This window comes from Streptococcus sp. k-402 (assembly GCF_013277515.1).
In the GTDB taxonomy this organism is placed as follows: Bacteria; Bacillota; Bacilli; order Lactobacillales; family Streptococcaceae; genus Streptococcus.
The window spans coordinates 1-26169 of record NZ_VMNB01000009.1; the positions used below are offsets into that span (position 1 = coordinate 1).

At 40.4% G+C, this 26169-nt stretch carries 26 protein-coding genes, 2 pseudogenes and 1 other annotated feature; of the genes and pseudogenes, 24 read left to right on the forward strand and 4 right to left on the reverse strand.

What is annotated here, in order from left to right:
* The 6 genes from HT724_RS06680 to HT724_RS06705 form a co-directional block, all read left to right on the forward strand.
* Positions 1–1658: LPXTG cell wall anchor domain-containing protein (locus HT724_RS06680; protein ID WP_173293570.1), on the forward strand; the 1658-nt coding region annotated here is incomplete at its 5' end.
* A gap of 175 nt (positions 1659–1833) precedes the next feature.
* Positions 1834–2964 (forward strand): radical SAM family heme chaperone HemW, encoded by a 1131-nt coding sequence (hemW, locus tag HT724_RS06685; protein ID WP_173275648.1) that lies wholly within the window; start codon positions 1834–1836, stop codon positions 2962–2964.
* Positions 2965–2968: 4 nt separating this feature from the next.
* Entirely contained in the window at positions 2969–3706 is a 738-nt protein-coding gene (locus tag HT724_RS06690; RefSeq protein WP_173275651.1) for an acyl-[acyl-carrier-protein] thioesterase, read from the forward strand.
* Positions 3707–3716: 10 nt separating this feature from the next.
* Positions 3717–4490: a TIGR01457 family HAD-type hydrolase gene (locus tag HT724_RS06695; protein WP_173275655.1), complete on the forward strand. Its 774-nt coding sequence runs from the start codon at positions 3717–3719 to the stop codon at positions 4488–4490.
* The gene (locus HT724_RS06700) at positions 4480–5097 is read left to right on the forward strand and encodes a TIGR01906 family membrane protein (RefSeq protein WP_173275658.1); all 618 of its coding nucleotides are present in this window, start codon (positions 4480–4482) and stop codon (positions 5095–5097) included. The genes HT724_RS06695 and HT724_RS06700 overlap by 11 nt, the downstream gene beginning before the upstream one ends.
* 186 nt (positions 5098–5283) lie before the next feature.
* Entirely contained in the window at positions 5284–6138 is an 855-nt protein-coding gene (locus tag HT724_RS06705; RefSeq protein WP_173275661.1) for an NAD(P)H-hydrate dehydratase, read from the forward strand.
* Positions 6139–6284: 146 nt separating this feature from the next.
* Here the strand turns inward: HT724_RS06705 and pbp3 are convergent, their stop codons facing one another.
* On the reverse strand, positions 6285–7526 hold the full coding sequence (pbp3, locus tag HT724_RS06710; RefSeq protein ID WP_173275664.1) for a D-alanyl-D-alanine carboxypeptidase PBP3: 1242 nt from the start codon (positions 7524–7526) through the stop codon (positions 6285–6287).
* Positions 7527–7628: 102 nt separating this feature from the next.
* Here pbp3 and cozE point away from each other — a divergent pair, with 102 nt between their 5' ends.
* On the forward strand, positions 7629–8738 hold the full coding sequence (cozE, locus tag HT724_RS06715; protein ID WP_050079225.1) for a cell elongation protein CozE: 1110 nt from the start codon (positions 7629–7631) through the stop codon (positions 8736–8738).
* Positions 8739–8944: 206 nt separating this feature from the next.
* Complete coding sequence (tuf, locus tag HT724_RS06720) at positions 8945–10141, forward strand: elongation factor Tu (protein WP_001040724.1); 1197 nt, start codon at positions 8945–8947, stop codon at positions 10139–10141.
* 321 nt (positions 10142–10462) lie between these two features.
* On the opposite strand, the gene HT724_RS06725 is transcribed toward tuf, so the two are convergent.
* Both HT724_RS06725 and HT724_RS06730 read right to left on the reverse strand, forming a co-directional pair.
* Positions 10463–11545 carry a DEAD/DEAH box helicase gene (locus tag HT724_RS06725; protein WP_173275667.1) on the reverse strand — a complete coding sequence of 361 codons (1083 nt, stop codon included), beginning with the start codon at positions 11543–11545 and terminating at the stop codon, positions 10463–10465.
* Positions 11542–12519 carry a Gfo/Idh/MocA family oxidoreductase gene (locus HT724_RS06730; RefSeq protein WP_173275670.1) on the reverse strand — a complete coding sequence of 326 codons (978 nt, stop codon included), beginning with the start codon at positions 12517–12519 and terminating at the stop codon, positions 11542–11544. Before HT724_RS06730 ends, HT724_RS06725 begins: the two co-directional genes overlap by 4 nt.
* Before the next feature lie 141 nt (positions 12520–12660).
* Here HT724_RS06730 and HT724_RS06735 point away from each other — a divergent pair, with 141 nt between their 5' ends.
* The 5 genes from HT724_RS06735 (at position 12661) to HT724_RS06755 (ending at position 15230) form a co-directional block, all read left to right on the forward strand.
* Positions 12661–13365: a YoaK family protein gene (locus HT724_RS06735; protein WP_173275673.1), complete on the forward strand. Its 705-nt coding sequence runs from the start codon at positions 12661–12663 to the stop codon at positions 13363–13365.
* A gap of 58 nt (positions 13366–13423) precedes the next feature.
* Positions 13424–13511: a sequence feature (ribosomal protein L21 leader region), on the forward strand.
* Between the two features lie 36 nt (positions 13512–13547).
* A complete protein-coding gene (gene rplU / locus HT724_RS06740) occupies positions 13548–13862 on the forward strand; it encodes a 50S ribosomal protein L21 (protein ID WP_000109141.1) in 315 nt (104 codons plus the stop codon).
* 15 nt (positions 13863–13877) lie between these two features.
* Positions 13878–14222 carry a ribosomal-processing cysteine protease Prp gene (locus tag HT724_RS06745; RefSeq protein WP_000613699.1) on the forward strand — a complete coding sequence of 115 codons (345 nt, stop codon included), beginning with the start codon at positions 13878–13880 and terminating at the stop codon, positions 14220–14222.
* A gap of 16 nt (positions 14223–14238) precedes the next feature.
* Complete coding sequence (gene rpmA, locus HT724_RS06750; protein WP_000916509.1) at positions 14239–14532, forward strand: 50S ribosomal protein L27; 294 nt, start codon at positions 14239–14241, stop codon at positions 14530–14532.
* Between the two features lie 287 nt (positions 14533–14819).
* A complete protein-coding gene (locus HT724_RS06755; RefSeq protein WP_173275676.1) occupies positions 14820–15230 on the forward strand; it encodes a DUF5301 domain-containing protein in 411 nt (136 codons plus the stop codon).
* A gap of 175 nt (positions 15231–15405) precedes the next feature.
* Here HT724_RS06755 and HT724_RS10275 read toward each other — a convergent pair.
* Positions 15406–15480: pseudogene (locus HT724_RS10275) on the reverse strand (AraC family transcriptional regulator); the annotation flags it as partial.
* Here HT724_RS10275 and HT724_RS06760 point away from each other — a divergent pair.
* The 11 genes and pseudogenes from HT724_RS06760 (at position 15473) to yabA (ending at position 26167) form a co-directional block, all read left to right on the forward strand.
* The gene (locus HT724_RS06760; RefSeq protein ID WP_173275679.1) at positions 15473–16381 is read left to right on the forward strand and encodes a LysR family transcriptional regulator; all 909 of its coding nucleotides are present in this window, start codon (positions 15473–15475) and stop codon (positions 16379–16381) included. The pseudogene HT724_RS10275 and the gene HT724_RS06760 sit on opposite strands and share 8 nt — an antisense overlap.
* The gene (gene lspA, locus HT724_RS06765; protein ID WP_173275682.1) at positions 16378–16839 is read left to right on the forward strand and encodes a signal peptidase II; all 462 of its coding nucleotides are present in this window, start codon (positions 16378–16380) and stop codon (positions 16837–16839) included. Before HT724_RS06760 ends, lspA begins: the two co-directional genes overlap by 4 nt.
* Entirely contained in the window at positions 16829–17716 is an 888-nt protein-coding gene (locus HT724_RS06770) for an RluA family pseudouridine synthase (RefSeq protein WP_173275685.1), read from the forward strand. Before lspA ends, HT724_RS06770 begins: the two co-directional genes overlap by 11 nt.
* 2 nt (positions 17717–17718) lie before the next feature.
* Positions 17719–18893: pseudogene (locus HT724_RS06775) on the forward strand (MBL fold metallo-hydrolase); the annotation flags it as partial.
* 5 nt (positions 18894–18898) lie between these two features.
* On the forward strand, positions 18899–20782 hold the full coding sequence (gene cbpE / locus HT724_RS06780; protein ID WP_173275688.1) for a phosphorylcholine esterase CbpE: 1884 nt from the start codon (positions 18899–18901) through the stop codon (positions 20780–20782).
* Positions 20783–20882: 100 nt separating this feature from the next.
* On the forward strand, positions 20883–21992 hold the full coding sequence (gene proB, locus HT724_RS06785) for a glutamate 5-kinase (RefSeq protein WP_240156731.1): 1110 nt from the start codon (positions 20883–20885) through the stop codon (positions 21990–21992).
* Between the two features lie 9 nt (positions 21993–22001).
* Positions 22002–23264: a glutamate-5-semialdehyde dehydrogenase gene (locus HT724_RS06790; RefSeq protein WP_173275694.1), complete on the forward strand. Its 1263-nt coding sequence runs from the start codon at positions 22002–22004 to the stop codon at positions 23262–23264.
* Between the two features lie 3 nt (positions 23265–23267).
* Complete coding sequence (gene proC / locus HT724_RS06795) at positions 23268–24065, forward strand: pyrroline-5-carboxylate reductase (protein ID WP_173275698.1); 798 nt, start codon at positions 23268–23270, stop codon at positions 24063–24065.
* Positions 24066–24284: 219 nt separating this feature from the next.
* Entirely contained in the window at positions 24285–24923 is a 639-nt protein-coding gene (gene tmk / locus HT724_RS06800; RefSeq protein WP_173275700.1) for a dTMP kinase, read from the forward strand.
* Complete coding sequence (locus HT724_RS06805; protein WP_173275703.1) at positions 24920–25810, forward strand: DNA polymerase III subunit delta'; 891 nt, start codon at positions 24920–24922, stop codon at positions 25808–25810. Before tmk ends, HT724_RS06805 begins: the two co-directional genes overlap by 4 nt.
* Before the next feature lie 39 nt (positions 25811–25849).
* Positions 25850–26167 (forward strand): DNA replication initiation control protein YabA, encoded by a 318-nt coding sequence (yabA, locus tag HT724_RS06810; protein WP_000358228.1) that lies wholly within the window; start codon positions 25850–25852, stop codon positions 26165–26167.
* Positions 26168–26169 lie beyond the last annotated feature (2 nt).

Below are 26169 nucleotides of genomic sequence, written 5' to 3' on the forward strand. Positions count from 1 at the left end.
ATGGAGATGCAGTAGTAACACCTAAGAAACCAGATGGAACAACATATCCATCAGGAACTAAGGTTGTGATTCCAGGAGAAAATGGAACATCTATTATTGTAACGATTGGAGATAACGGCTCAGGAACAGTTCCAAATGATAAACTTCCAAAAGAAGCTGTCACAGGAAAAGGAATTGTAACAGAGCCGAATAAGAAACCGTCACAACCAGTAGCTGTAACGACACCTGCTCGTAAGACTCCAACAGTAGAGCTGACACAAGATCCAGCTACAGGAAATGTCACCGTCACACCGAAAAAACCAGATGGCTCAACATATCCACCAGGAACTACGGTAGAAATTCCAGGGAAAGATGGCAAGCCAATCGTTGTACCAATCGGAAATAATGGAACAGGAACAGTTCCAAATAATGATTTACCTGATGAAGATACTCCAGGAACAGGTAGGATTAAGGAACCAGGTAAGCCAACAGTTGAAGTGAAGGTAGAGACGCCTGGGAAAATTGATCCTACTGCGCCAGAAACGGCAGAATTAGGTACAATTGAAATCACAATAAAACCAAATGGAGATGCAGTCGTCACACCGAAGAAAACAGATAAAACAACGTATCCGGAAGGTACTATAGTGAAAATTCCAGGAGAAAATGGAACATCTATAGTAGTGACAATTGGAAAAGATGGCTCAGGAACAGTTCCAAATGACCAACTTCCAAAAGAAGCTAAACCAGGAAAAGGAACCGTAACAGAACCAGGTAAGAAACCATCTAATCCGGTGGATGTAACAACCCCAGCTCGTAAGACACCAACAGTAGAGTTGAATCAAGATCCAAATACAGGGGATGTGACGGTAACACCTAAGAAACCAGATGGAACACTATATCCAGAAAATACTAAGGTAGAAATACCAGGTAAGAATGGTAAACCTATCGTCGTAATAATTGGAAAAGACGGAAAAGGAACTATACCTAATAAAGATTTACCAGATGGAATAGAACCAGGAAAAGGAACGATTACTGAACCAGGAAAAGATCCTGTAGAAGTAATTGTAACAACCCCAGCCCGTAAGATACCAACACTAGATGTTTATCAAGATCCAAATACAGGTGACGTTACAGTAACGCCTAAGAAACCAGATGGTTCAACATATCCACCAGGAACGAAGGTAGAAATTCCAGGTAAGAATGGCACACCAATTGTCGTAATAATTGGACAAGACGGAAAAGCTACAATACCAAACAGTGAATTACCAGACGGTAAAGTTCCAGGTACAGGTAAGATTACTGAACCAGGTCAACCAGCTGTAGAAGTTCCAGTAGAAACTCCAGCTAAGGTAACACCAGCAACACCAACAGATACAAATCCAGTTGCACCAGTGACACCTGATACGCCAGTCAAACCTGACACTAATGGAGGTTCTGGTCAAGATACACCTGCGCCTACGCCTGCACCAACAACTCCAATTCCAGATGCAGTTACTCCAAATGCAAATCATGAAGATACTACAGATGCTAGTGATAGTGATAATGGAGCTAAGTCAAATGATTCTCAAAATGTATTACCAAATACAGGAACAGAATCAAGTGCGACTCTTGCATCTCTCGGACTTCTTGGTATGCTAGGCGGTCTCGGACTTGCTCTTAGAAAGAAAAAAGAAGACTAAAAATTTAGTCAAATAAACATTCATTCTTTTGTATTGTAAAGACAAACTAGATTGGTTCTGGGAATCGTGTTCGTCATAAAATACAAAGAATGTTTAGATAAAGAAAGCGAACAATGCTAGGATTTTGTTAAACGGAATTCTAAGTATTGTTCGCTTTTGTGGTATAATAAGTACTATGCAGAAAAAACCAACGTCAGCCTATGTGCACATCCCGTTTTGTACCCAGATTTGTTATTATTGTGATTTTTCAAAAGTTTTTATCAAGAATCAGCCGGTAGATAGTTATTTGGAACATCTGTTAGAAGAGTTTCAATCTTATGATATTCAAAAGTTGCGAACCCTCTACATCGGTGGTGGAACACCAACAGCCCTGTCAGCTTCGCAGTTGGAGGTGTTATTGAAGGGCTTGACTAAAAACTTGGACTTATCTGCCTTGGAAGAGTTGACCATTGAGGCCAATCCAGGCGACTTGGACGCGGATAAGATAGCTGTTTTGAAAAACTCGGCTGTCAATCGTGTTTCACTAGGTGTGCAAACTTTTGATAACAAAATGCTGAAAAAGATTGGACGCAGTCATTTGGAGAAGGATATTTATGAAAATATCGACCGTTTGAAACTGGCTGGTTTTGACAATATCTCCATTGATTTGATTTATGCACTGCCTGGTCAGACCATGGAGCAGGTCAAGGACAATGTGGCTAAGGCCATTGGGCTGGATATTCCCCATATGAGTTTGTATAGCTTGATTTTAGAAAACCACACAGTCTTTATGAATCGTATGCGACGTGGGAAATTGCCTCTTCCTAAGGAGGAACTGGAAGCGGAGATGTTTGAGTACATCATCACTGAGCTTGAGCGAGCAGGCTTTGAGCATTATGAGATTTCTAATTTCTCCAAACCTGGTTTTGAAAGTCGCCACAATCTCATGTACTGGGACAATGCTGAATACTATGGCATCGGTGCTGGAGCATCTGGTTATGTCAATGGTATTCGCTATAAAAACCATGGTCCCATTCGTCATTATCTGAGTGCAGTTGAGGAAGGCAATGCGCGTATCACAGAAGAACACCTGAGTCAAAAAGAGCAAATGGAAGAAGAAATGTTTCTGGGGCTCCGCAAAAAATCCGGGGTTTCCATGGCGCGATTTGAGGAAAAATTTGGCCGATCTTTTGATGAACTATATGGAGAAGTTGTCAGAGACTTGGTTCAACAAGGTCTCATGCAAATAGAGGGTGACTGCGTGCGTATGACAAAGAGAGGTCTCTTTTTAGGAGACACCGTAGCAGAACGATTTATTTTGGAGTAGGATCATGGGCTTAACTTATCAAATGAAAATGAAAATTCCTTTTGATATGGCTGATATGAACGGTCATATCAAGCTTCCAGATGTGATTTTGCTATCCCTGCAAGTTTCAGGGATGCAGTCGATTGAGTTAGGAGTTAGTGATAAGGTCATTTTGGAAGACTATAATCTGGTCTGGATTATCACAGACTATGATATTGAGGTGGTTCGTTTGCCTCGTTTTGCGGAAGAAATTACCATCGAAACGGAGGCCCTGAGTTACAATCGACTCTTTTGCTACCGTCGCTTTACCATTTATGATGAAGCAGGTCAGGAACTCATCCACATGTTGGCGACCTTTGTTCTCATGGATCGAGACAGTCGAAAAGTCCATGCTGTCGAACCTGAGATTGTGGCTCCTTACCAGTCTGAATTTAATAAAAAGCTCATCCGTGGACCAAAGTATGAGTCCTTGGAAGAGCCAGTCAGCAAGGATTACCATGTTCGTTTTTACGACTTGGATATGAATGGCCATGTCAATAACAGTAAATACTTGGACTGGATTTTTGAGATCATGGGAGCGGACTTTTTGACCCACTATATTCCCAAGAAAATCAACCTCAAGTATGTCAAGGAAGTTCGACCAGGTGGGGTGATTACATCGGCTGTTGAACGGACTGAACTGGAAAGCAAGCATGAGATTACAAGCGACGGTGTTACCAATGCACAGGCTATTATTACTTGGCAAGAAATAGAAAAGGCTTAGGGAGAAATAGATGAAATATAAAGGCTATTTAATTGATTTAGACGGAACCATTTATAAGGGGAAAGATAGAATTCCAGCAGGAGAGGCTTTTGTTCATGAATTGCAAAAGCGGGACATCTCCTATCTCTTTGTGACTAACAATACAACCCGCACTCCTGAGAGTGTTCAGGAGATGCTGGCTCAGAATTTTAATATCGATACTCCTCTATCGACTGTCTACACAGCGACTTTGGCAACTATCGACTATATGAACGACTTGGGACTGGAAAAGACTGTCTATGTCATCGGAGAAGCAGGTCTCAAGGAAGCCATCAAGGCGGCTGGTTATGTGGAAGACAAGGATAATCCAGCCTATGTGGTAGTAGGTCTGGACTGGCAAGTTGACTATGAAAAATTTGCCACAGCAACTCTTGCGATCCAAAAGGGAGCTCATTTTATCGGAACCAATCCTGACCTCAACATCCCGACAGAACGCGGTCTTTTGCCTGGTGCTGGTTCACTAATTACGCTACTTGAAGTAGCAACACGAGTGAAGCCTGTTTATATCGGGAAACCAAATGCTATCATTATGGACAAGGCGGTTGAGCACTTAGGCTTGGAACGTGAAGAGTTGATCATGGTTGGGGACAATTATTTGACTGATATCCGGGCTGGGATTGACAATGGCATTCCAACGCTTTTGGTGACGACAGGTTTTACCAAGGCAGAAGAAGTAGCAAACCTGCCAATCGCACCGACTCATGTGGTTTCTAGCCTTGCGGAGTGGAATTTTGATGAAAACTAAACTGACCTTTTGGGGCTCTATGCTCTTTCTCTTCTCTCTTTCAATCCTTCTGACCATTTATTTGGCTTGGATTTTTTATCCTTTGGAGATTGAGTGGCTGAACTTGACGGATCGAGTTTATCTAAAACCAGAAACCATTCAGTACAACTTTCATATCTTGATGAATTACCTGACCAATCCTTTTAGTCAGGTCTTACAGATGCCAGATTTTCGTTCGTCAGTAGCTGGTCTGCATCACTTTGCAGTGGTCAAGAACCTCTTCCACTTGGTTCAGCTAGTAGCTCTAGTGACACTGCCAAGTTTCTATTTCTTTGTCAATAGGATTGTAAAAAAGGGCTTTTTGTCTCTCTTTTGTAAAAGTCTCCTAGCTCTAGTAGTCTTGCCTTTGCTGATTGGGCTTGGGGGAGTTTTGATTGGTTTTGACCAATTCTTTACCCTTTTCCATCAAATTCTCTTTGTGGGAGATGATACCTGGCTTTTTGACCCAGCCAAGGATCCAGTGATTCTGATTTTACCAGAGACCTTTTTCCTTCATGCCTTCCTCCTCTTTTTTGCCCTCTATGAAAGCTTCTTTGGCTATCTTTATCTAAAAAGTCGTAGGAAGTGAAACGAAAGATGTTTTTAATTTGTATATATAAAAATGTATATCATTTAAAACCATCGTTAAGAATGAATTAACCAAATCGAATTGTGTCAATCGTTCGCGAACAGTCTATTAAATTTTAGATATAAGATTACAAAAGGAGGTCTGCGCCTCCTTTTTGTTGTATAATAAATGCGAGAGGAAGAAACTATGAAAGTGATTGAGCAAGCATTATTAGAAAAAGTCATTATTGAACGTTCTCGTACCAGTCATAAAGGAGACTATGGCCGTCTGCTCTTGCTTGGTGGGACGTATCCTTATGGTGGTGCCATCATCATGGCGGCTTTGGCAGCTGTTAAAAGCGGAGCTGGTTTGGTGACCGTTGGAACGGACAGGGAAAATATTCCAGCTCTGCACAGTCATTTACCTGAGGCTATGGCCTTTTCTCTTCAAGACCAGCAATTGTTAAAAGAGCAATTGGAGAAGGCAGAAGTTGTCTTGCTGGGGCCTGGTTTACGAGACGATGCTTTTGGAGACAATCTAGTAAAACCGGTCTTTGCTAGCTCAAAAAAGAATCAGATTTTGATTGTAGACGGAGGTGCTTTGACTATTCTTGCCAGAACAAGTTTGTCATTTCCGTCTAACCAGCTTATCCTAACTCCCCACCAAAAAGAATGGGAAAAGCTGTCTGGTATTACGATTAAAAAGCAAAACGAAGATACAACATCTAGTGCCCTGACTTCTTTCCCTCAAGGAACAATTTTGGTAGAGAAAGGTCCAACTACTCGTATTTGGCAAGTTGGCCAGTCTGATTATTACCAGTTACAGGTTGGCGGTCCCTATCAGGCGACTGGTGGTATGGGAGATACGCTTGCTGGAATGATTTCAGGATTTGCAGGCCAGTTTAAACAAGCTAGTCTCTACGAGCGTGTGGCAGTAGCGACCCATCTTCATTCAGCTATTGCCCAAGAACTAGCTCAAGAACAGTATGTGGTCTTGCCAACGGAGATTAGTAATTGTCTTCCTAAAGTAATGAAAAAAATATCTCAACAAATACTGGGATAAAATTCAATTTTAGGAGAAAACGAAGTAAATATTACCACAATAAAACGCATAATATCAAGTTTTTTAGTACCTGATACCATGCGTTTTTGACTTTAACATTTTCTTTCTCTGTCTCTATTTTGAAGCAAGTTATTGCCCAGTATGTTTTATAAGTTCTCGTTAACAAATCGGATAAACTGATTCCACCAAACTTTTAAGAAGAAGGCTTTTTCAATTTTCTTTTCTGCAACCATTTCGAAACTAGGGCGCTCTGTGGTGATGTAACCTTGACCGATCAAGTCCTTGTCTTCGTAAGTCAGATGGCCAACCACTGTTCCAGCTTCAAGTGGTGCTGGGATTGCTTTAGAATCGGGAGTGAATTGAACAGATTGGGAAGATTGATTCCCAACACGTTCAATTAGAGAGATATCATCTTTGGCAACAGCAGTGACTGTATCTTCTTTTCCGTCTTGTACAGGGACTTTGCTATCTTGATAGGCATCGCCTTTTTGAACGATTTTGCGAAGTGTGAATGTAGAAGAAATATAATCCATTAGGGAAGATGTAGCTGTAAACCGAGCGTAAGGATTATTGTCTTGATGGTCTGCATTCAAAACAACTGTGATAACCCTCATGCCTTTTTCGACAGTAGTACCAACAAAAGACTCTCCAGCTTTGTCTGTTGTTCCGGTTTTCAGTCCATCAAAACCACCACGGTAAGCAGGCATACCTTCTAACATGTAGTTGGTAGAAGTGATTGTCATCCCAGCAAAAGTAGAAGAAGGTTTTTTGGTGATTTCCAAAACTTGTGGGTATTTTTTGATGAGGTTGCGAGCAACGATGGCAACATCATAAGCACTAAGCTTATTTTCATCATCTTTTTTAGAACCTGGGTAAATGTTATCCCCTAGAGTCTCGTTGTTCAGACCAGTTGTATTGACAACCGTGGCATCTTTGATTCCCCATTCCAGGAGTTTGGCTCGCATCATATCAACAAAGTTTTTTTCTGAGCCAGCAATTTTCTCAGCTAGGGCAATAGCGGCGCTGTTGGCACTAGATACCAGAGTTGCTTCAAGTAACTCTTCGACAGTATAATTACGGGCCTCCATAGGAACATTACTGGCTTCAGAATTTGTCGTCAATTGATAAGGATAATCAGAGATATCTACTGGGGTGGATAGTGTGATACTTCCATTTTCGAGTGCTTCATAGACCAGGTAAACGGTAAGCAGTTTTGTTATAGAAGCAATTTCGACAGGTTGAGTTGCATCTTTCTCATAGAGAATTTTACCAGTATTTGCCTCAACAGCAATGGCATGTTTAGCAGCAATATTAAAATCTTGAGCAGCAACAGTAGAAGCACCTCCTAAAAGGGAGACAGTTAATAAAGTTAAAAATATTTTTTTCATAGTAGTTTTATTCTATCATAAAGAAAAAAAATATTCTTGCTTTAATAATTCATCCGTTAAGCTTTTTGAAAATATGGTAAAATAGAGTGAGGGAGGTAACTCATGTTTCGTAGAAATAAATTATTTTTTTGGACCACAGAAATTTTACTCTTAACCATCATCTTTTACCTATGGAGACAGATGGGGTCTTTGATTAACCCTTTTGTTAGCGTGCTTAATACAATTATGATTCCATTTTTATTAGGGGGCTTTCTTTATTATTTGACAAACCCTATTGTTACTTTCTTAAATAAAGTCTGTAAACTCAATCGTTTACTTGGTATTTTAATTACCTTGTGTGCTTTGGTCTGGGGAATGGTCATAGGTGTTGTCTATCTCTTACCTATTTTGATTAATCAGTTATCTAGTTTGATTATATCTAGTCAAACTATTTATAGTCGAGTACAAGACTTAATCATAGACTTATCTAATTACCCTGCGCTCCAGAATTTGGATGTAGAAGCTACAATTCAGCAATTAAACTTATCCTATGTTGATATTCTTCAAAATATCCTAAATAGCGTATCAAATAGTGTGGGGAGCGTCTTGTCAGCTCTTATCAGTACTGTTTTGATTTTGATTATGACTCCAGTTTTTTTGGTTTATTTCTTATTAGATGGACATAAATTCTTGCCCATGCTTGAAAGAACGATTCTAAAGAGGGATCGCTTGCATATTGCAGGCTTATTAAAGAATTTGAATGCGACGATTGCTCGCTATATTAGTGGAGTTTCGATTGACGCAATCATTATAGGTTGTTTGGCTTATATTGGCTATAGTATTATTGGTTTAAAATATGCTTTAGTTTTTGCTATTTTTTCTGGTGTAGCCAATTTAATTCCTTATGTGGGGCCAAGTATTGGCTTGATTCCTATGATCATTGCAAATATATTCACTGATCCCCATAGAATGCTGATTGCAGTGATTTATATGCTTGTTGTTCAGCAGGTAGATGGCAATATCTTATATCCTCGAATCGTAGGAAGTGTTATGAAGGTTCATCCAATCACGATTTTGGTTTTACTTTTGTTGTCAAGCAATATCTATGGTGTAGTTGGAATGATTGTCGCAGTGCCAACCTATTCTATCTTAAAAGAAATTTCTAAGTTCTTATCCCGTTTGTATGAAAATCATAAAATAATGAAAGAACGAGAAAGAGAATTAGCTAAGTAAAAGTCAGGAGAACCCTGATTTTTCTTTTTCTTTAGGTAAGTTATAGGAGTAGAAGTGCCGTTTAGAATAGTAGATTAAGAATAATTCACAAAAACGTTGTAAAACACTTGCAATTTAGCTGAAATTTGATAAAATAGTAAGGAAAGTTAGACTGTATTGCCTACTGTCTATCTATAAAATATATTTTATTGGAGGCTTTTACTCAAATGGCAAAAGAAAAATACGATCGTAGTAAACCACACGTTAATATTGGTACTATCGGACACGTTGACCACGGAAAAACTACCCTAACTGCAGCTATCACAACTGTTTTGGCACGTCGCTTGCCTTCATCAGTTAACCAACCTAAAGACTATGCGTCTATCGATGCTGCTCCAGAAGAACGCGAACGCGGTATCACAATCAACACTGCGCACGTTGAGTACGAAACTGAAAAACGTCACTACGCTCACATCGACGCTCCAGGACACGCGGACTACGTTAAAAACATGATCACTGGTGCCGCTCAAATGGACGGAGCTATCCTTGTAGTAGCTTCAACTGACGGACCAATGCCACAAACTCGTGAGCACATCCTTCTTTCACGTCAGGTTGGTGTTAAACACCTTATCGTCTTCATGAACAAAGTTGACTTGGTTGACGACGAAGAATTGCTTGAATTGGTTGAAATGGAAATCCGTGACCTATTGTCAGAATACGACTTCCCAGGTGACGATCTTCCAGTTATCCAAGGTTCAGCTCTTAAAGCTCTTGAAGGTGACTCTAAATACGAAGACATCGTTATGGAATTGATGAACACAGTTGATGAGTACATCCCAGAACCAGAACGTGACACTGACAAACCATTGCTTCTTCCAGTCGAGGACGTATTCTCAATCACTGGACGTGGTACAGTTGCTTCAGGACGTATCGACCGTGGTATCGTTAAAGTCAACGACGAAATCGAAATCGTTGGTATCAAAGAAGAAACTCAAAAAGCAGTTGTTACTGGTGTTGAAATGTTCCGTAAACAACTTGACGAAGGTCTTGCCGGAGATAACGTAGGTGTCCTTCTTCGTGGTGTTCAACGTGATGAAATCGAACGTGGACAAGTTATCGCTAAACCAGGTTCAATCAACCCACACACTAAATTCAAAGGTGAAGTCTACATCCTTACTAAAGAAGAGGGTGGACGTCACACTCCATTCTTCAACAACTACCGTCCACAATTCTACTTCCGTACTACTGACGTTACAGGTTCAATCGAACTTCCAGCAGGTACTGAAATGGTAATGCCTGGTGATAACGTGACAATCGACGTTGAGTTGATCCACCCAATCGCCGTAGAACAAGGTACTACATTCTCTATCCGTGAGGGTGGACGTACTGTTGGTTCAGGTATGGTTACAGAAATCGAAGCTTAATTCGATTTAGTTCCCAGAAGAACAATTATTTAAGTCAGACACTGAAAGAATCTTGCATTGCAAGGTTCTTTTTTTCAAATATTGAACTAATACTCAATGAAAATCAAAGAGTAAACTAGGAAGCTATCTGCAGGCTGCTCAAAACACTNNCGAAGTCAGCTCAAAACATATTTTTGAGGTTGTAGATAAGACTGACGAAGTCAGTAACCATACATACGGCAAGGCGAAGCTGACGTGGTTTGAAGAGATTTTCGAAGAGTATAAAATTGAATTGCTTATAAAAAAGCTCCATACACCGAATGTGTATAGAGCAATGGGGCTTTATTTAATATAGAGTTCTCGATTTTTTAAGACAATTTCACGTACGCTCGCAAATTTCTTGAGTTTTTTAAGGTCTTCTGGATGAGTGACGAGAGTGATAACATAACCTTCCTTGCCCATACGGCCAGTACGGCCAGCACGGTGTGTGTAGGTTTCGTTATCTCTAGGAATATCAAAGTTTACGACACATTCTAGGCTATCGATATCAATTCCTCGAGCCAAAAGGTCAGTTGCAAGAAGCAGGGTTATTTGCTTGTCTTTAAACTTTTCTAAGATGATTTTTCTAAATTTGACATTGACATCACTAGCGAGGGAAACAGCCAAGATATCCCGATACTGTAGTTTTTCTTCTGAACTTCCAAGGTCTGATAGGCTGTTAAAGAAGACCAGACCGCGGAAATCCTCCACATGAGCTAGTTTTCGCAGCATATCCACTCGGTGACGTTGGTCTACCTGCATGTAGAAGTGTTGGATATTGTCCAGTTTTTGGTTAGAGAGATCAATGGTACGTGTGTTTGGCGCAATCTTTTCTTGGTCAAACTTGGTCGTGGCACTCATGTAGATGAGTTGATGGTCACGAGGTGCGTAGTGGGTGATTTTCTCGACAAAGTGAATCTGAGAATCATCAAGCAATTGGTCAAATTCATCCAGTATGATGGTTTCTACATTCATCATCTTGATTTTTTTCAATTTAATGAGTTCAAAGATACGGCCAGGGGTTCCAATCAGAATTTCTGGTCCTTTCTTTAGGCGTTCAATCTGGCGTTTCTGACTCGAACCTGATAAGAAGAGTTGGGGAGTCAAGTCGATAGTCTCAGCCCACGTTTTACATACGTCAAAAATCTGTCCAGCAAGCTCCGTATTTGGTGCTAGAATCAAGAGTTGCTGCGCTTTTTTCTTTTGTAGTCTGAGAAGACTTGGTAGGAGGTAAGCTAGGGTCTTACCAGTTCCTGTTGGGCTTACTCCTAGGAGGTTTTCCCCAGCAAGAAGGGGTTCAAATAGTTGAGTTTGAATGGGGGTAAATTCTTGGAAACCGAGTTGGTCACTCAATTCTTGCCATTCAGTCGGTAGTTTGGTTTTCATTTTTCTGCCTCAAATCTAATGCCAGCAGTCTGGCGCATGGTATATAGTAGCTCATGAACAGAGCCTGCATCATCCAGCCAAGTTTGGTAGAGATTCAGGTCTGGTTGCTGAATCATCTGTGCAAATGCAGCGACTTCCTCAGTCATCGTATGAGGAGCCTGTTGGATAGGGAGCTGGACTTGATTGCCTTGATGGTCGGTAAAAATGGCTGAGCGAAGATGCTCGATGGTATTGAGCGTCAGGGTTCCATCTGTCGTATAAATCTCGCAAGGGAGATTGGAAGTGATGTTTTTCCCAGCCTTGATATGAACTTGAAAGTCAGGATAGAAGAGAATTCCGTCTCCATTTAGGTCCATGCTATTGTCAAGCTGTTGAGCCTGATAGGTAGCGTCCTGAGCTTCTCCAAAAAGGCGAACGGCAGCGTAGAGAGGATAAATCCCCAAATCCATAAGAGCTCCACCAGCAAAACGGTCTGAAAAGACATTTGGTGTCTCCCCAGCCAACAAGTTAGGCATTTTTGAAGAATACTTGGCATAGTTGAAATCTGCTCCCAAAATTTGTTTGTCTGCTAAAAAGTTTTTGATAGTAGTAAAAGCTTTCTCGTGATAATTACGAGCTGCTTCAAAGATAAAACAGTGATTTTTTTCAGCTGTTTGAACTAAATCCAGCCATTCTTGTGGCTGAGTGACAGCTGGCTTTTCAAGAATGACGTGTTTACCAGCAGACAAGGCAGCCTTTGCCTGAGCAAAATGCAAGGAGTTTGGACTGGCAATATAGACAACATCAAAGGAGCTCTTGAAGAAGTCCTCTAATTGATCAAAGAGTTGGATATCTTGATAGCGAGAAGCAAAGGTTGCCGCAGTTTCTAGTTTTCTAGAATAGACTGCGACCAGCTTGTATTCTCCACTGGAATGGGCTGCTTCTATGAAGTGGTGACTGATAGCCCCTGTTCCGATGACACCTAATTTAAGCATAGTTACTCCTTTTACGATTTCAAATCCTTCTTTCATTATAACATAGATAGACGAGACTATCCAACAGAGGGGAAAAAATTTCAAATAAGCTACTAGGTCTTTTCCAAAGAAAGTGGTACAATAATGAGATAAGTAAATGAAATGGGAGGGAAAATGAGGTTATTACCTATAAGAAAAATATCACGTCAGTCTAAGAGGCTAGCGCTTTTTTTGACTTTTTGTGCAGGATATGTAGATGCCTATACTTTTATTGTGAGAGGGAATACTCTTGTAGCTGGACAAACTGGGAATGTCGTCTTTCTATCAGTAGAATTAATCCAAAATAATGTTTCAGATGTTAGGGACAAGATTCTCACCTTGTTAGCTTTTATGATGGGGGTCTTTTTATTAACTGTTTATAAGGAAAAATTGAGAATTGTGAAAAAACCGATTCTGTCACTGATTCCTTTGGCAATCTTATCAATAGTTATTGGTTTTGTGCCTCAGACTGTGGATAATATCTATCTAGTACCACCCTTGTCCTTCTGTATGGGACTGGTGACAACTGCTTTTGGAGAAGTGTCGGGTATTGCTTATAATAATGCCTTTATGACAGGAAATATTAAGCGGACCATGCTGGCTTTTGGAGATTATTTCCGAACCAAGCACACTCCTTTTTTGCGTGAAGGGTTCATATTTGTTAGCCTGCTTAGTAGTTTTGTCCTTGGCGTTGTCTTTTCAGCCTATTTGACGATTTTCTATCATGAAAAGACCATTCTTGGTGTTCCTATTATGATGAGTATTTTTTACCTCAGCATGCTTTTTGCCAAGTGGCGGAAAAAAGTACAAGAAAAAGCTTCATTTTAGGTGTTATTACTTGTAAGAAAACAGGAGATATGCTATACTTGAAGAGTTGACTATGCACGTTCCTGTGCAACCGCACGAACATCGTTGCTTGATTATTCAAGTTTAAGTGGTTCGTCCCACGATGCTAGGCGAGTCTTCACAAAAAATTCGGGGAAACCCATAAAAATCATAGGAGGTGCATAATGAGCACATACGCAATTATCAAAACTGGCGGAAAACAAGTTAAAGTTGAAGTTGGTCAAGCAGTTTACGTTGAAAAATTGAACGTTGAAGCTGGTCAAGAAGTTACTTTTAACGAAGTTGTTCTTGTTGGTGGTGAAAACACTGTTGTCGGAACTCCACTTGTTGCTGGAGCTACTGTAGTTGGAACTGTTGAAAAACAAGGAAAACAAAAGAAAGTTGTTACTTACAAGTACAAACCTAAAAAAGGTAGCCACCGTAAACAAGGTCACCGTCAACCATATACAAAAGTTGTCATCAACGCAATCAACGCTTAATTTTAAGGAGAACACATGATACAAGCAGTCTTTGAGAGAGCCGAAGATGGCGAGCTGAGGAGTGCGGAAATTACTGGACACGCCGAGAGTGGCGAATACGGCTTAGATGTCGTGTGTGCATCGGTTTCTACGCTTGCCATTAACTTTATCAATTCTATTGAAAAATTTGCAGGCTATGAACCAATCCTAGAATTAAACGAAGATGAAGGTGGCTATCTGATGGTTGAAATTCCAAAAGATCTTCCTTCACACCAGAGAGAAATGACCCAGTTATTCTTTGAATCATTTTTCTTAGGTATGGCAAACTTATCGGAGAACTCTTCTGAGTTCGTCCAAACCAGAGTTATCACAGAAAACTAACACGGAGGAAAACATTATGTTAAAAATGACTCTTAACAACTTGCAACTTTTCGCCCACAAAAAAGGTGGAGGTTCTACATCAAACGGACGTGATTCACAAGCGAAACGTCTTGGAGCTAAAGCAGCTGACGGACAAACTGTAACAGGTGGATCAATCCTTTACCGTCAACGTGGTACACATATCTACCCAGGTGTAAACGTTGGACGTGGTGGAGACGATACTTTGTTCGCTAAAGTTGAAGGCGTAGTACGCTTTGAACGTAAAGGACGCGATAAAAAGCAGGTTTCTGTTTACCCAATCGCTAAATAAAAAGGTCCAGTGAACCTTTTTATCCCGAGCCTTAAAATATAAAGGCGAGGAAGCTAGAAATAGCATTAAATAAGGCTTTCCGAGTTTTCGGAGAGCCTGTTTTTTTATTTTGATACCCATATCTAAAATCCTATGTACGAGGCGAACTTAGTTGTAAAATTATAAATGTGAAACTTTTACAGTAATGAATTTTATAAGGGAATAAGATATTGTAAAAATTGCTAAGATTTGATATTATAATTGTATATAAAAGAAGAAGTAAGCAGGATGAAAGGAAGTGAACCTGTATGAAAAAAATTATCACAGTTATAGTCTGTTCAATCTCTTTTCTTGTTCTATCTGCTTGTGACAATAACAAAAAAATCATTCTTCCTGAATCTGAAAGGATTTCTGTAATTTCCTTGCAGAAAAGTATCTCTGGAGAAATTAAAACAATAAGTAAGAGAGAAGAAATTTCAGAATTGATTAAGGAGATACACAAACAATCAAAATCTACAACTTTAGAGAGTGTAAATGATCAACCGACAAATGTTAAAGATTACATCATTATCAAATTCACTCATCAGAATGAAGAAAATGATAGTATAGCCTATCTATATACTATGAAGGAAAAACAGTATATTGAGCAACCTTATGCTGGTATTTGGGAAGTAAATCCAGATATAGCTTATAGGATTGAAGAGGCTTTTTCTAGTTGATTTATATAGCAAAAGAAAATGTTAGAGGATTCTCTTGCATCATATTATAGACGGTAAATCAAAAAGATTTGCTGTTTTTATTTGTTTGAAATAAAATTAAGACTAAAAAAAGATATCATTCTAATTCTTGGATTGGGATGTTAGAGTCTTCATTGAGTCTTGAAAATTTCCATACTTTTTTCCTTTTTGGAAAACTTCTAAAATATGGTATAATGAAAAGATAAAGAAGTTGGGGGTAGAAGATGAACATTCAACAATTACGCTATGTTGTGGCCATTGCCAATAGTGGTACTTTCCGTGAAGCTGCTGAAAAGATGTATGTTAGTCAGCCGAGTCTGTCTATTTCTGTTCGTGATTTGGAAAAAGAGTTGGGTTTTAAGATTTTCCGTCGGACCAGCTCAGGGACTTTCTTGACCCGTCGTGGGATGGAATTTTATGAAAAAGCGCAAGAATTGGTTAAAGGATTTGATATTTTTCAAAATCAGTATGCCAATCCTGAAGAAGAAAAAGATGAATTTTCCATTGCTAGCCAGCACTATGACTTCTTGCCACCAACTATTACGGCCTTTTCAGAGCGCTATCCTGACTATAAGAACTTCCGTATTTTTGAATCAACTACTGTTCAAATATTAGATGAAGTGGCGCAAGGGCATAGTGAGATTGGGATTATCTACCTCAACAATCAAAATAAAAAGGGGATTATGCAACGGGTTGAAAAGCTAGGTTTGGAGGTCATCGAATTGATTCCTTTCCATACCCATATTTATCTCCGTGAGGGTCATCCTTTAGCGCAGAAAGAGGAATTGGTCATGGAGGATTTAGCGGATCTACCGACAGTTCGTTTTACTCAGGAAAAGGATGAGTACCTTTATTATTCGGAGAACTTTGTTGATACCAGCGCTAGCTCACAGATGTTTAATGTGGCAGACCGTGCTACCTTGAATGGTATTTTGGAGCGGACGGACGCTTATGCAACAGGTTCTGGATTTTTAGATAGTGACAGTGTCAATGGCATCACAGTTATTCGTCTCAAGGATAATTTAGATAATCGTATGGTCTATGTTAAACGTGAAGAAGTGGAGCTTAGTCAAGCTGGGACTCTTTTCGTAGAAGTCATGCAAGAATATTTTAATCAGAAGAGGAAATCATGAAAAAAAGAGGAATAGTGGCAGTCATTGTACTGCTTTTGATTGGGCTGGATCAGTTGGTTAAATTCTATATCGTCCAGCAGATTCCACTGGGTGAAGTGCGCTCTTGGATCCCCAATTTCGTTAGCTTGACCTACCTGCAAAATCGAGGGGCAGCCTTTTCTATCTTACAAGATCAGCAGTTGTTATTCGCTGTCATTACCCTGGTCGTCGTGGTAGGTGCCATTTGGTATCTACATAAACACATGGAGGACTCATTCTGGATGGTCTTGGGTTTGACCTTGATTATCGCAGGTGGTCTTGGAAACTTTATTGACAGGGTAAGTCAGGGCTTTGTTGTGGATATGTTTCACTTGGACTTTATCAATTTTGCAATTTTCAATGTTGCAGATAGCTATCTGACAGTTGGAGTGATTATTTTATTGATTGCAATGCTAAAAGAGGAAATAAATGGAAATTAAAATTGAAACTGGTGGCCTGCGTTTGGATAAGGCTTTGTCGGATTTGACAGAATTATCACGTAGTCTTGCGAATGAACAAATTAAATCAGGTCAGGTCTTGGTCAATGGCCAAGTCAAGAAAGCTAAATACACGGTCCAAGAGGGCGATGTCGTCACTTACCATGTACCAGAACCAGAGGTTTTAGAGTATGTGGCTGAGAATCTTCCGCTAGAAATCATCTACCAAGATGAGGACGTTGCCGTCGTTAACAAACCTCAGGGGATGGTTGTGCATCCGAGTGCTGGTCATACCAGTGGAACCCTAGTAAATGCCCTTATGTACCATGTTAAGGACTTGTCGGGTATCAATGGGGTTCTGCGTCCAGGAATTGTTCACCGTATTGACAAGGATACGTCAGGCCTTCTTATGATTGCAAAAAATGATGAGGCACATCTAGCACTTGCCCAAGAACTCAAGGATAAAAAATCTCTCCGTAAATATTGGGCGATTGTTCATGGGAATCTGCCAAATGATCGCGGTGTGATTGAAGCGCCGATTGGAAGGAGTGAAAAAGACCGTAAGAAACAGTCTGTAACTGCTAAAGGGAAACCTGCAGTGACGCGTTTCCACGTCTTGGAACGCTTTGGTGATTACAGCTTAGTGGAGCTACAGCTGGAAACAGGCCGCACTCATCAAATCCGTGTTCATATGGCTTACATCGGACATCCAGTCGCTGGTGATGAAGTCTATGGTCCTCGCAAGACACTTAAGGGGCATGGACAATTTCTTCATGCTAAGACTTTAGGTTTTACTCATCCGAGAACAGGTGAGACCATGGAATTTACAGCAGATATCCCAGAGATTTTTAAGGAAACATTAGAGAGATTGAGGAAGTAAGAATGAAGTGTAAAAAGAAGTCCAGTATAATTATGGTAACTGCAATCTTAATCATAATATATATATATATATATATAATGGGTTAACGCTAGAAAAATATTTTGGCTTTTCCAGTAATAAAATACATTTTGTTAATGTACTGACTGCAGGAAGTGATGCTATTATTTTGGAAAGTAATGGTCATTTTGCCATGATTGATGTAGGAGAAGATTATGATTTTCCTGATGGTAGTAATCCTAAATATCCTTTGAGACCAGGAATCGGTACTTCTTATAAGCATGTAATGACAGATAGAGTATTCCGTCATTTGAAGGAATTGGGTGCCCGAAAACTTGATTTTATTTTGGTGACCCATACCCACAGTGACCATATTGGAAATATGGATGAAATATTAGATAAATACCCTGTTGATCGTATTTATATGAAAAGATATGATGATAGTCGTATAACTGATAAAAATCGTTTGTGGGATAATCTCTACGGATATGATAATGCGATTAAAGCTGCAAATCGTAATGGGGTGAAATTAATTCAAGATATATCGGCAGATGAATCTCATTTTCAGTTTGGAGACATGGATATTCAGCTCTATAATTATGAAAATGAATATGATGAGAATGGAAATCTTAAACCTGTTTGGGACGATAATTCCAATTCCTTGATTAGTGTAGTCAAAGTCAATGGCAAGAAAATTTACCTTGGGGGCGACTTAGATAATGTTCATGGAGCAGAAGACAAGTATGGTCCTCTTATTGGAAAAGTTGATTTGATGAAGTTTAATCATCATAAGGATACCGAAAAATCAAATACAAAAAACTTTATATTAAATCTATCTCCAGAAATCATAGTGCAGACAAGTGATGCTGTTCCAGGTTTTTATGATAGTCCTATTGTAGACAACCCTGAATATATAGCATGGTTAGATAGTTTAGGGATAAAGCGAATAAATGCAGCTAGTACAGAATATGATGCAACTGTTTTTGATATTAGACAAAATGGCATAGTTGATATAAGTAAACAATATAAAAAAATACCATCGTTTGTTTCGGGATGGCATCAGAAATCTAATGGCGATTGGTGGTACCAAGCACCAGATTCTACAGGAAATTATTCTATCGGTTGGAACGAAATTGATGGAAAAAGATATTATTTTAATCAAAAAGGAATTCTAATAGAGCAATAATGAAAAAGAAATTGATTAGTTTAGTACTTGTAGGCGCTTTTTTAGGTTTGTCATGGTATGGAAATGTTCAAGCTCAAGAAAGTTCAGGAAATAAAATCCACTTTATCAATGTTCAAGAAGGTGGCAGTGATGCGATTATTCTTGAAAGCAATGGACATTTTGCCATGGTGGATACAGGAGAAGATTATGATTTCCCAGATGGAAGTGATTCTCGCTATCCATGGAGAGAAGGAATTGAAACGTCTTATAAGCATGTTCTAACAGACCGTGTCTTTCGTCGTTTGAAGGAATTGGGTGTCCAAAAACTTGATTTTATTTTGGTAACCCATACCCACAGTGATCATATTGGAAATGTTGATGAATTACTGTCTACCTATCCAGTTGACCGAGTCTATCTTAAAAAATATAGTGATAATCGTATTACTAATTCTGAACGTTTATGGGATAATCTGTACGGTTATGATAAGGTTTTAAAGACTGCTGCAGAAAAAGGTGTTTCAGTTATTCAAAACATCACACAAGGAGATGCTCATTTTCAGTTTGGGGACATGGATATTCAACTCTATAACTATGAAAATGAAACTGATTCATCAGGTGAATTAAAGAAAATTTGGGATGACAATTCCAATTCCTTGATTAGCGTGGTGAAAGTCAATGGCAAGAAAATTTACCTTGGGGGCGATTTAGATAATGTTCATGGAGCAGAAGACAAGTATGGACCTCTCATTGGAAAAGTTGATTTGATGAAGTTTAATCATCACCATGATACAAACAAATCAAATACCAAGGATTTCATTAAACATTTGAGTCCGAGTTTGATTGTTCAAACTTCGGATAGTCTACCTTGGAAAAATGGTGTTGATAGTGAGTATGTTAATTGGCTCAAAGAACGAGGAATTGAGAGAATTAATGCAGCCAGCAAAGACTATGATGCAACAGTTTTTGATATTCGACAAGATGGGTTTGTCAATATTTCAACCTCCTACAAGCATATTCCAAGTTTTCAAGCTGGTTGGCATAAGAGTGCATATGGAAACTGGTGGTATCAAGCGCCTGATTCTACAGGAGAGTATACTGTCGGTTGGAATGAAATTGAAGGTGAATGGTATTACTTTAACCAAACGGGTATCTTGTTACAGAATCAATGGAAAAAATGGAACAATCATTGGTTCTATTTGACAGACTCTGGTGCTTCTGCTAAAAATTGGAAGAAAATTGCTGGAATCTGGTATTATTTCAACAAAGAAAATCAGATGGAAATTGGTTGGGTAAATACTGGAGGTCAGTCCTATTATTTATCAAAGGATGGCTCTATGAAGACAGGCTGGCTTCAATATAAGGGTCAATGGTATTACTTTGCTCAATCAGGGGAAATGAAAACGGGTTGGGTAAAAGATAAAGAAACCTGGTACTATATGGGTTCTACTGGTATCATGAAGACAGGCGAGATAGAAGTTGCTGGTTATCATTACTATCTGGAAGATTCAGGAGCTATGAAGCAAGGTTGGATTAAAAAGGCAAATGCTTGGTATTTCTACAAGGAAGATGGTTCACGAGCTGTTGGTTGGATTAAAGACAAGGATAAATGGTACTTCTTGAAAGAAAATGGTCAATTGCTTGTGAACAGTAAGACACCAGAAGGCTATACTGTTGATTCAAGTGGTGCCTGGTTAGTGGATGTTCCGGTCGAGAAATCTGTTACAACTAAAGTCACAAGTCATTCAGAAATAAAAGAATCGAAAGAAGTAGTGAAAAAAGATCTTGAAAGTAAAGAAATTAGACAGAATGAAGGTGTTACAAGCGCTTCAACTAGTCAAGATTTGACTTCTTCAACTTCAAAAAGCTCTGAAATGAGTGCAAACAAATCGGAATCAGAACAGTAGTAAAAAAGAAGGTTTTAGGGCCTTCTTTTTCCTATCAACTCTTTTCTATTTCCTGTTATTCATGTTATAATGGATAAATATGAAGAATCGGAGTGAGACTATGAAATACAAACGGATTGTCTTTAAGGTGGGGACTTCTTCTCTGACGAATGAGGATGGAAGTTTATCACGTAGTAAGGTAAAGGCTATTACCCAGCAGTTGGCTATGCTGCACGAGGCTGGTCATGAATTGATTTTGGTGTCGTCGGGTGCTATTGCTGCAGGTTTTGGTGCCTTAGGATTTAAAAAGCGTCCGACTAAGATTGCTGATAAACAGGCTTCAGCAGCGGTAGGGCAAGGGCTCTTGTTGGAAGAATATACGACCAATCTTCTCTTGCGCCAAATCGTTTCTGCACAAATCTTGCTGACCCAGGATGACTTTGTGGATAAACGCCGTTATAAAAATGCTCATCAGGCTTTGTCAGTTCTACTTAGCCGTGGCGCGATTCCTATCATCAATGAGAATGACAGTGTCGTTATTGATGAGCTCAAGGTTGGGGATAATGATACTCTAAGTGCTCAGGTAGCAGCCATGGTCCAAGCAGACCTTTTGGTCCTATTGACAGACGTAGACGGTCTATATACAGGAAATCCTAATTCAGATCCAAGAGCCAAACGCTTGGAGCGAATCGAGACCATCAATCGTGAGATTATTGATATGGCCGGTGGAGCAGGTTCGTCTAATGGTACAGGTGGCATGTTAACCAAAATCAAAGCTGCAACTATCGCGACGGAATCAGGAGTTCCTGTTTATATCTGCTCATCCTTGAAGTCAGATGCCATGATTGAGGCAGCTGAGGAGACCAAGGATGGTTCCTACTTTGTTGCGCAAGAGAAGGGGCTTCGTACCCAGAAACAATGGCTGGCTTTTTATGCTCAGAGTCAAGGTTCTATTTGGGTTGATAAAGGGGCTGCGGAAGCTCTCTCTCAACATGGCAAGAGTCTCCTTTTATCTGGTGTTGTTGAAGCAGAAGGCGCCTTTTCTTACGGTGATATCGTGACAGTATTTGACAAGGAAAGTGGAAAATCACTTGGAAAAGGGCGCGTGCAATTTGGGGCATCTGCTTTGGAGGATATGTTGCGTTCTCAAAAAGTCAAGGGGGTCTTGATTCACCGTGACGACTGGATTTCCATTACTCCTGAAATCCAACTACTCTTTACAGAATTTTAGAGGTTAACTATGGTAAGTACACAAGAACAATTTGAACAGGTACAGGCTGTTAAAAAATCGATCAACACAGCTAGTGAAGAGGTGAAAAACCAAGCCTTGCTAGCCATGGCTGATCACTTAATAGCAGCTACTGAGGAAATTTTAGCGGCCAATGCCCTCGATATGGAAACGGCCAAGGGTAAAATCTCAGATGTGATGCTGGATCGTCTTTATTTGGATGCAGGACGTATAGAAGCAATGGCAACTGGGATTCGTGAAGTGGTTGCCTTACCAGATCCAATCGGTGAAGTTATAGAAACCAGTCAGCTTGAAAACGGTTTGGTTATCACCAAGAAACGGGTGGCTATGGGTGTTATTGGTATTATCTATGAAAGCCGTCCAAATGTGACGTCTGATGCGGTTGCTTTGGCTCTCAAGAGTGGGAATGCGGTCGTTCTTCGTAGTGGGAAGGATGCTTATCAAACAGCTCATGCCATTGTCACAGCCTTGAAGAAGGGCTTGGAGACGACTACCATTCATCCAGATGTGATTCAACTGGTGGAAGATACCAGCCGAGAAAGCAGCTATGCCATGATGAAGGCCAAGGGATATCTAGACCTTCTTATTCCTCGTGGGGGAGCTGGTTTGATCAATGCAGTGGTTGAGAATGCTATCGTACCTGTTATCGAGACAGGAACTGGGATTGTCCATGTCTATGTGGATAAGGATGTGGATGAAGATAAGGCTCTATCGATCATAAACAATGCTAAAACTAGTCGTCCTTCTGTCTGCAATGCTATGGAGGTTCTACTTGTTCATGAAGACAAGGCAGCAAGTTTCCTTCCTCGTTTGGAGCAAGTACTGGTTGCAGATCGAAAAGAAGCTGGACTGGAACCAATTCAATTCCGTTTGGATGAGAAAGCTAGTCAGTTTGTATCTGGCCAAGCAGCTGAGGCTCAAGACTTTGACACTGAGTTTTTAGACTATGTCCTAGCTATTAAGGTTGTGAGCAGTCTAGAAGAAGCGGTTGCCCATATTGAAGCCCACAGTACCCATCATTCGGACGCCATTATGACGGAAAACGCTGAAGCAGCAGCTTACTTTACAGATCAAGTGGATTCTGCAGCGGTTTATGTCAATGCCTCAACTCGTTTTACCGATGGTGGCCAATTTGGTCTGGGGTGTGAAATGGGGATTTCTACTCAGAAATTGCACGCGCGTGGTCCCATGGGCTTGAAAGAGTTGACTAGCTACAAGTATGTGGTTATGGGTGATGGCCAGATAAGGGAGTAAGAGATGAAGATTGGATTTATCGGCTTGGGGAATATGGGTGCTAGTTTGGCCAAAGCTGTCTTGCAGGTCAAGACAGGTGATCAGATTCTCCTTGCCAATCGTAGTCAAGCCAAGGTGGATGCTTTCATCGCCAACTTTGGTGGTCAGGCTTCCAGCAACGAAGAAATATTCGCAGAAGCAGATGTGATTTTTCTAGGAGTTAAGCCTGCTCAGTTTTCTGAACTGCTTTCTCAATATCAGACCATCTTTGAAAAACGAGCAAGTCTTCTTTTGATTTCCATGGCAGCTGGATTGACTTTAGAAAAACTCGCTAGTCTTCTGCCAAGTCAACACCGAATTATTCGTATGATGCCCAATACCCCTGCTTCTATCGGTCAAGGAGTGATTAGTTATACCTTGTCTCCTAATTGCAGGGCTGAGGACAGTGAGCTATTTTGTCAGCTTTTAACCAAGGCTGGCCTCTTGGTTGAACTTGGGGAAGGCTTAATCGACGCGGCGACAGGTCTTGCAGGCTGTGGGCCGGCCTTTGTCTATCTCTTTATTGAGGCCTTGGCAGATGCAGGTGTTCAGACGGGATTGCCACGAGAAACAGCATTGAAAATGGCGGCTCAAACTGTGGTAGGAGCTGGGCAATTGGTCCTAGAAAGCCAAGAACATCCTGGGGTCTTGAAAGACCAAGTTTGTAGCCCAGGCGGTTCGACTATCGCTGGTGTAGCGAGCCTAGAAGCGCATGCTTTTCGAGGAACGGTCATGGAGGCAGTCACTAAAGCCTACAAACGAACTAAAAAACTTGGTAAATAAGAGGTGGCTTTGTCTGCCTCTTTTATGGTGGTTGATACTCTTCGAAAATCTCTTCAAACTGCGTCAGCTTCCATCTGCAANNTGTTTTGAGCAACCTGCGGTTAGCTTCCTAGTTTGCTCTTTGATTTTCATTGAGTATGAAATGAGAAGACAAAAAGATTGTCACAAACCCCCATTTTTTTGATAGAATAGAAGTAGTAAAAAAGAAATGAGTTAGACATGTCAAAAGGATTTTTAGTCTCTCTTGAGGGACCAGAGGGAGCAGGAAAGACCAGTGTTTTAGAGGCTCTACTACCAATTTTAGAGGAAAAAGGAGTAGAGGTGCTGACGACCCGTGAACCTGGCGGAGTCTTGATTGGAGAGAAGATTCGGGAAGTGATTTTGGATCCAAGTCATACTCAGATGGATCCTAAAACAGAACTCCTTCTCTATATTGCCAGTCGCAGACAGCATTTGGTGGAAAAAGTTCTTCCAGCCCTTGAAGCCGGCAAGTTGGTCATTATGGACCGCTTCATCGATAGTTCTATTGCCTATCAGGGATTTGGTCGTGGTTTGGACATTGAAGCCATTGACTGGCTCAATCACTTTGCAACAGATGGACTTAAACCCGATTTGACACTCTATTTTGACATTGAGGTGGAAGAGGGACTGGCTCGCATTGCTGCTAATAGCAATCGTGAGGTCAATCGTTTGGACTTGGAAGGGTTGGACTTGCATAAAAAAGTTCGTCAAGGTTACCTTTCTCTTCTGGACAAAGAAGGAAATCGCATTGTCAAGATTGATGCCAGTCTTCCTTTGGAGCAGGTTGTGGAAATGACCAAGGATGTCTTGTTTGATAGAATGGGCTTGGCTAAATGAAACAAGAAGAATTAAAGGCTTGGCAACCAGACCAGTTTGACCGCTTTGTCCGTATCCTAGAACAAGACCAGCTCAATCACGCCTATCTTTTTTCAGGATTCTTTGGAAGTTTGGAAATGGCGCAATTTTTAGCTAAGAGCCTCTTTTGTACAGATAAAGTAGGCGTTTTACCATGTGAGAAATGCCGAAATTGCAAGCTGATTGAACAGGGAGAATTTCCCGATGTCACCTTGATTAAGCCAGTCAATCAGGTCATCAAGACAGAACGCATTCGGGAATTGGTGGGACAGTTTTCTCAAGCAGGGATTGAAAGCCAGCAACAGGTCTTTATCATCGAGCAAGCGGATAAAATGCATCCCAACGCAGCCAATTCTCTGCTCAAGGTTATCGAAGAACCCCAGAGTGAAGTTTATATTTTCTTCTTGACTAGCGATGAGGAAAAGATGTTACCGACAATCCGAAGTCGGACTCAGATCTTCCACTTTAAAAAGCAAGAAGAAAAACTTATCTTACTCTTAGAACAAATGGGACTTGTTAAGAAAAAAGCGACTCTTTTAGCTAAGTTTAGTCAATCGCGAGCTGAAGCAGAAAAGTTGGCACATCAGGCAAGTTTTTGGACCTTGGTCGATGAAAGTGAACGCCTGCTGACCTGGCTATTAGCTAAGAAAAAAGAAAGTTATCTGCAAGTTGCTAAATTAGCCAACTTGGCAGATGACAAGGAAAAACAAGATCAGGTTTTACGGATTCTCGAAGTACTCTGTGGGCAGGACCTTCTGCAAGCAAGAGTAAGGGTGATTCTACAAGATTTGCTAGAAGCTAGAAAAATGTGGCAAGCTAATGTCAGCTTTCAAAATGCCATGGAATATCTGGTCTTGAAAGAAATATAAACTAAAAAATGAATGATAAAGAAAGGAAAGGGCTGGTTTATGGACAAAAAAGAATTATTTGACGCGCTGGATGATTTTTCCCAACAGTTATTGGTAACCTTGGCCGATGTGGAAGCCATCAAGAAAAATCTTAAGAGCCTGGTAGAGGAAAATACAGCTCTTCGCTTGGAAAATAGTAAGTTGCGCGAACGCTTGGGTGAGGTGGAAGCAGACGCTCCTGTCAAGGCTAAACATGTTCGCGAAAGTGTCCGTCGCATTTACCGTGATGGATTTCACGTATGTAATGATTTTTATGGACAACGTCGAGAGCAGGACGAGGAATGTATGTTCTGTGACGAGTTGTTATATAGGGAGTAAGC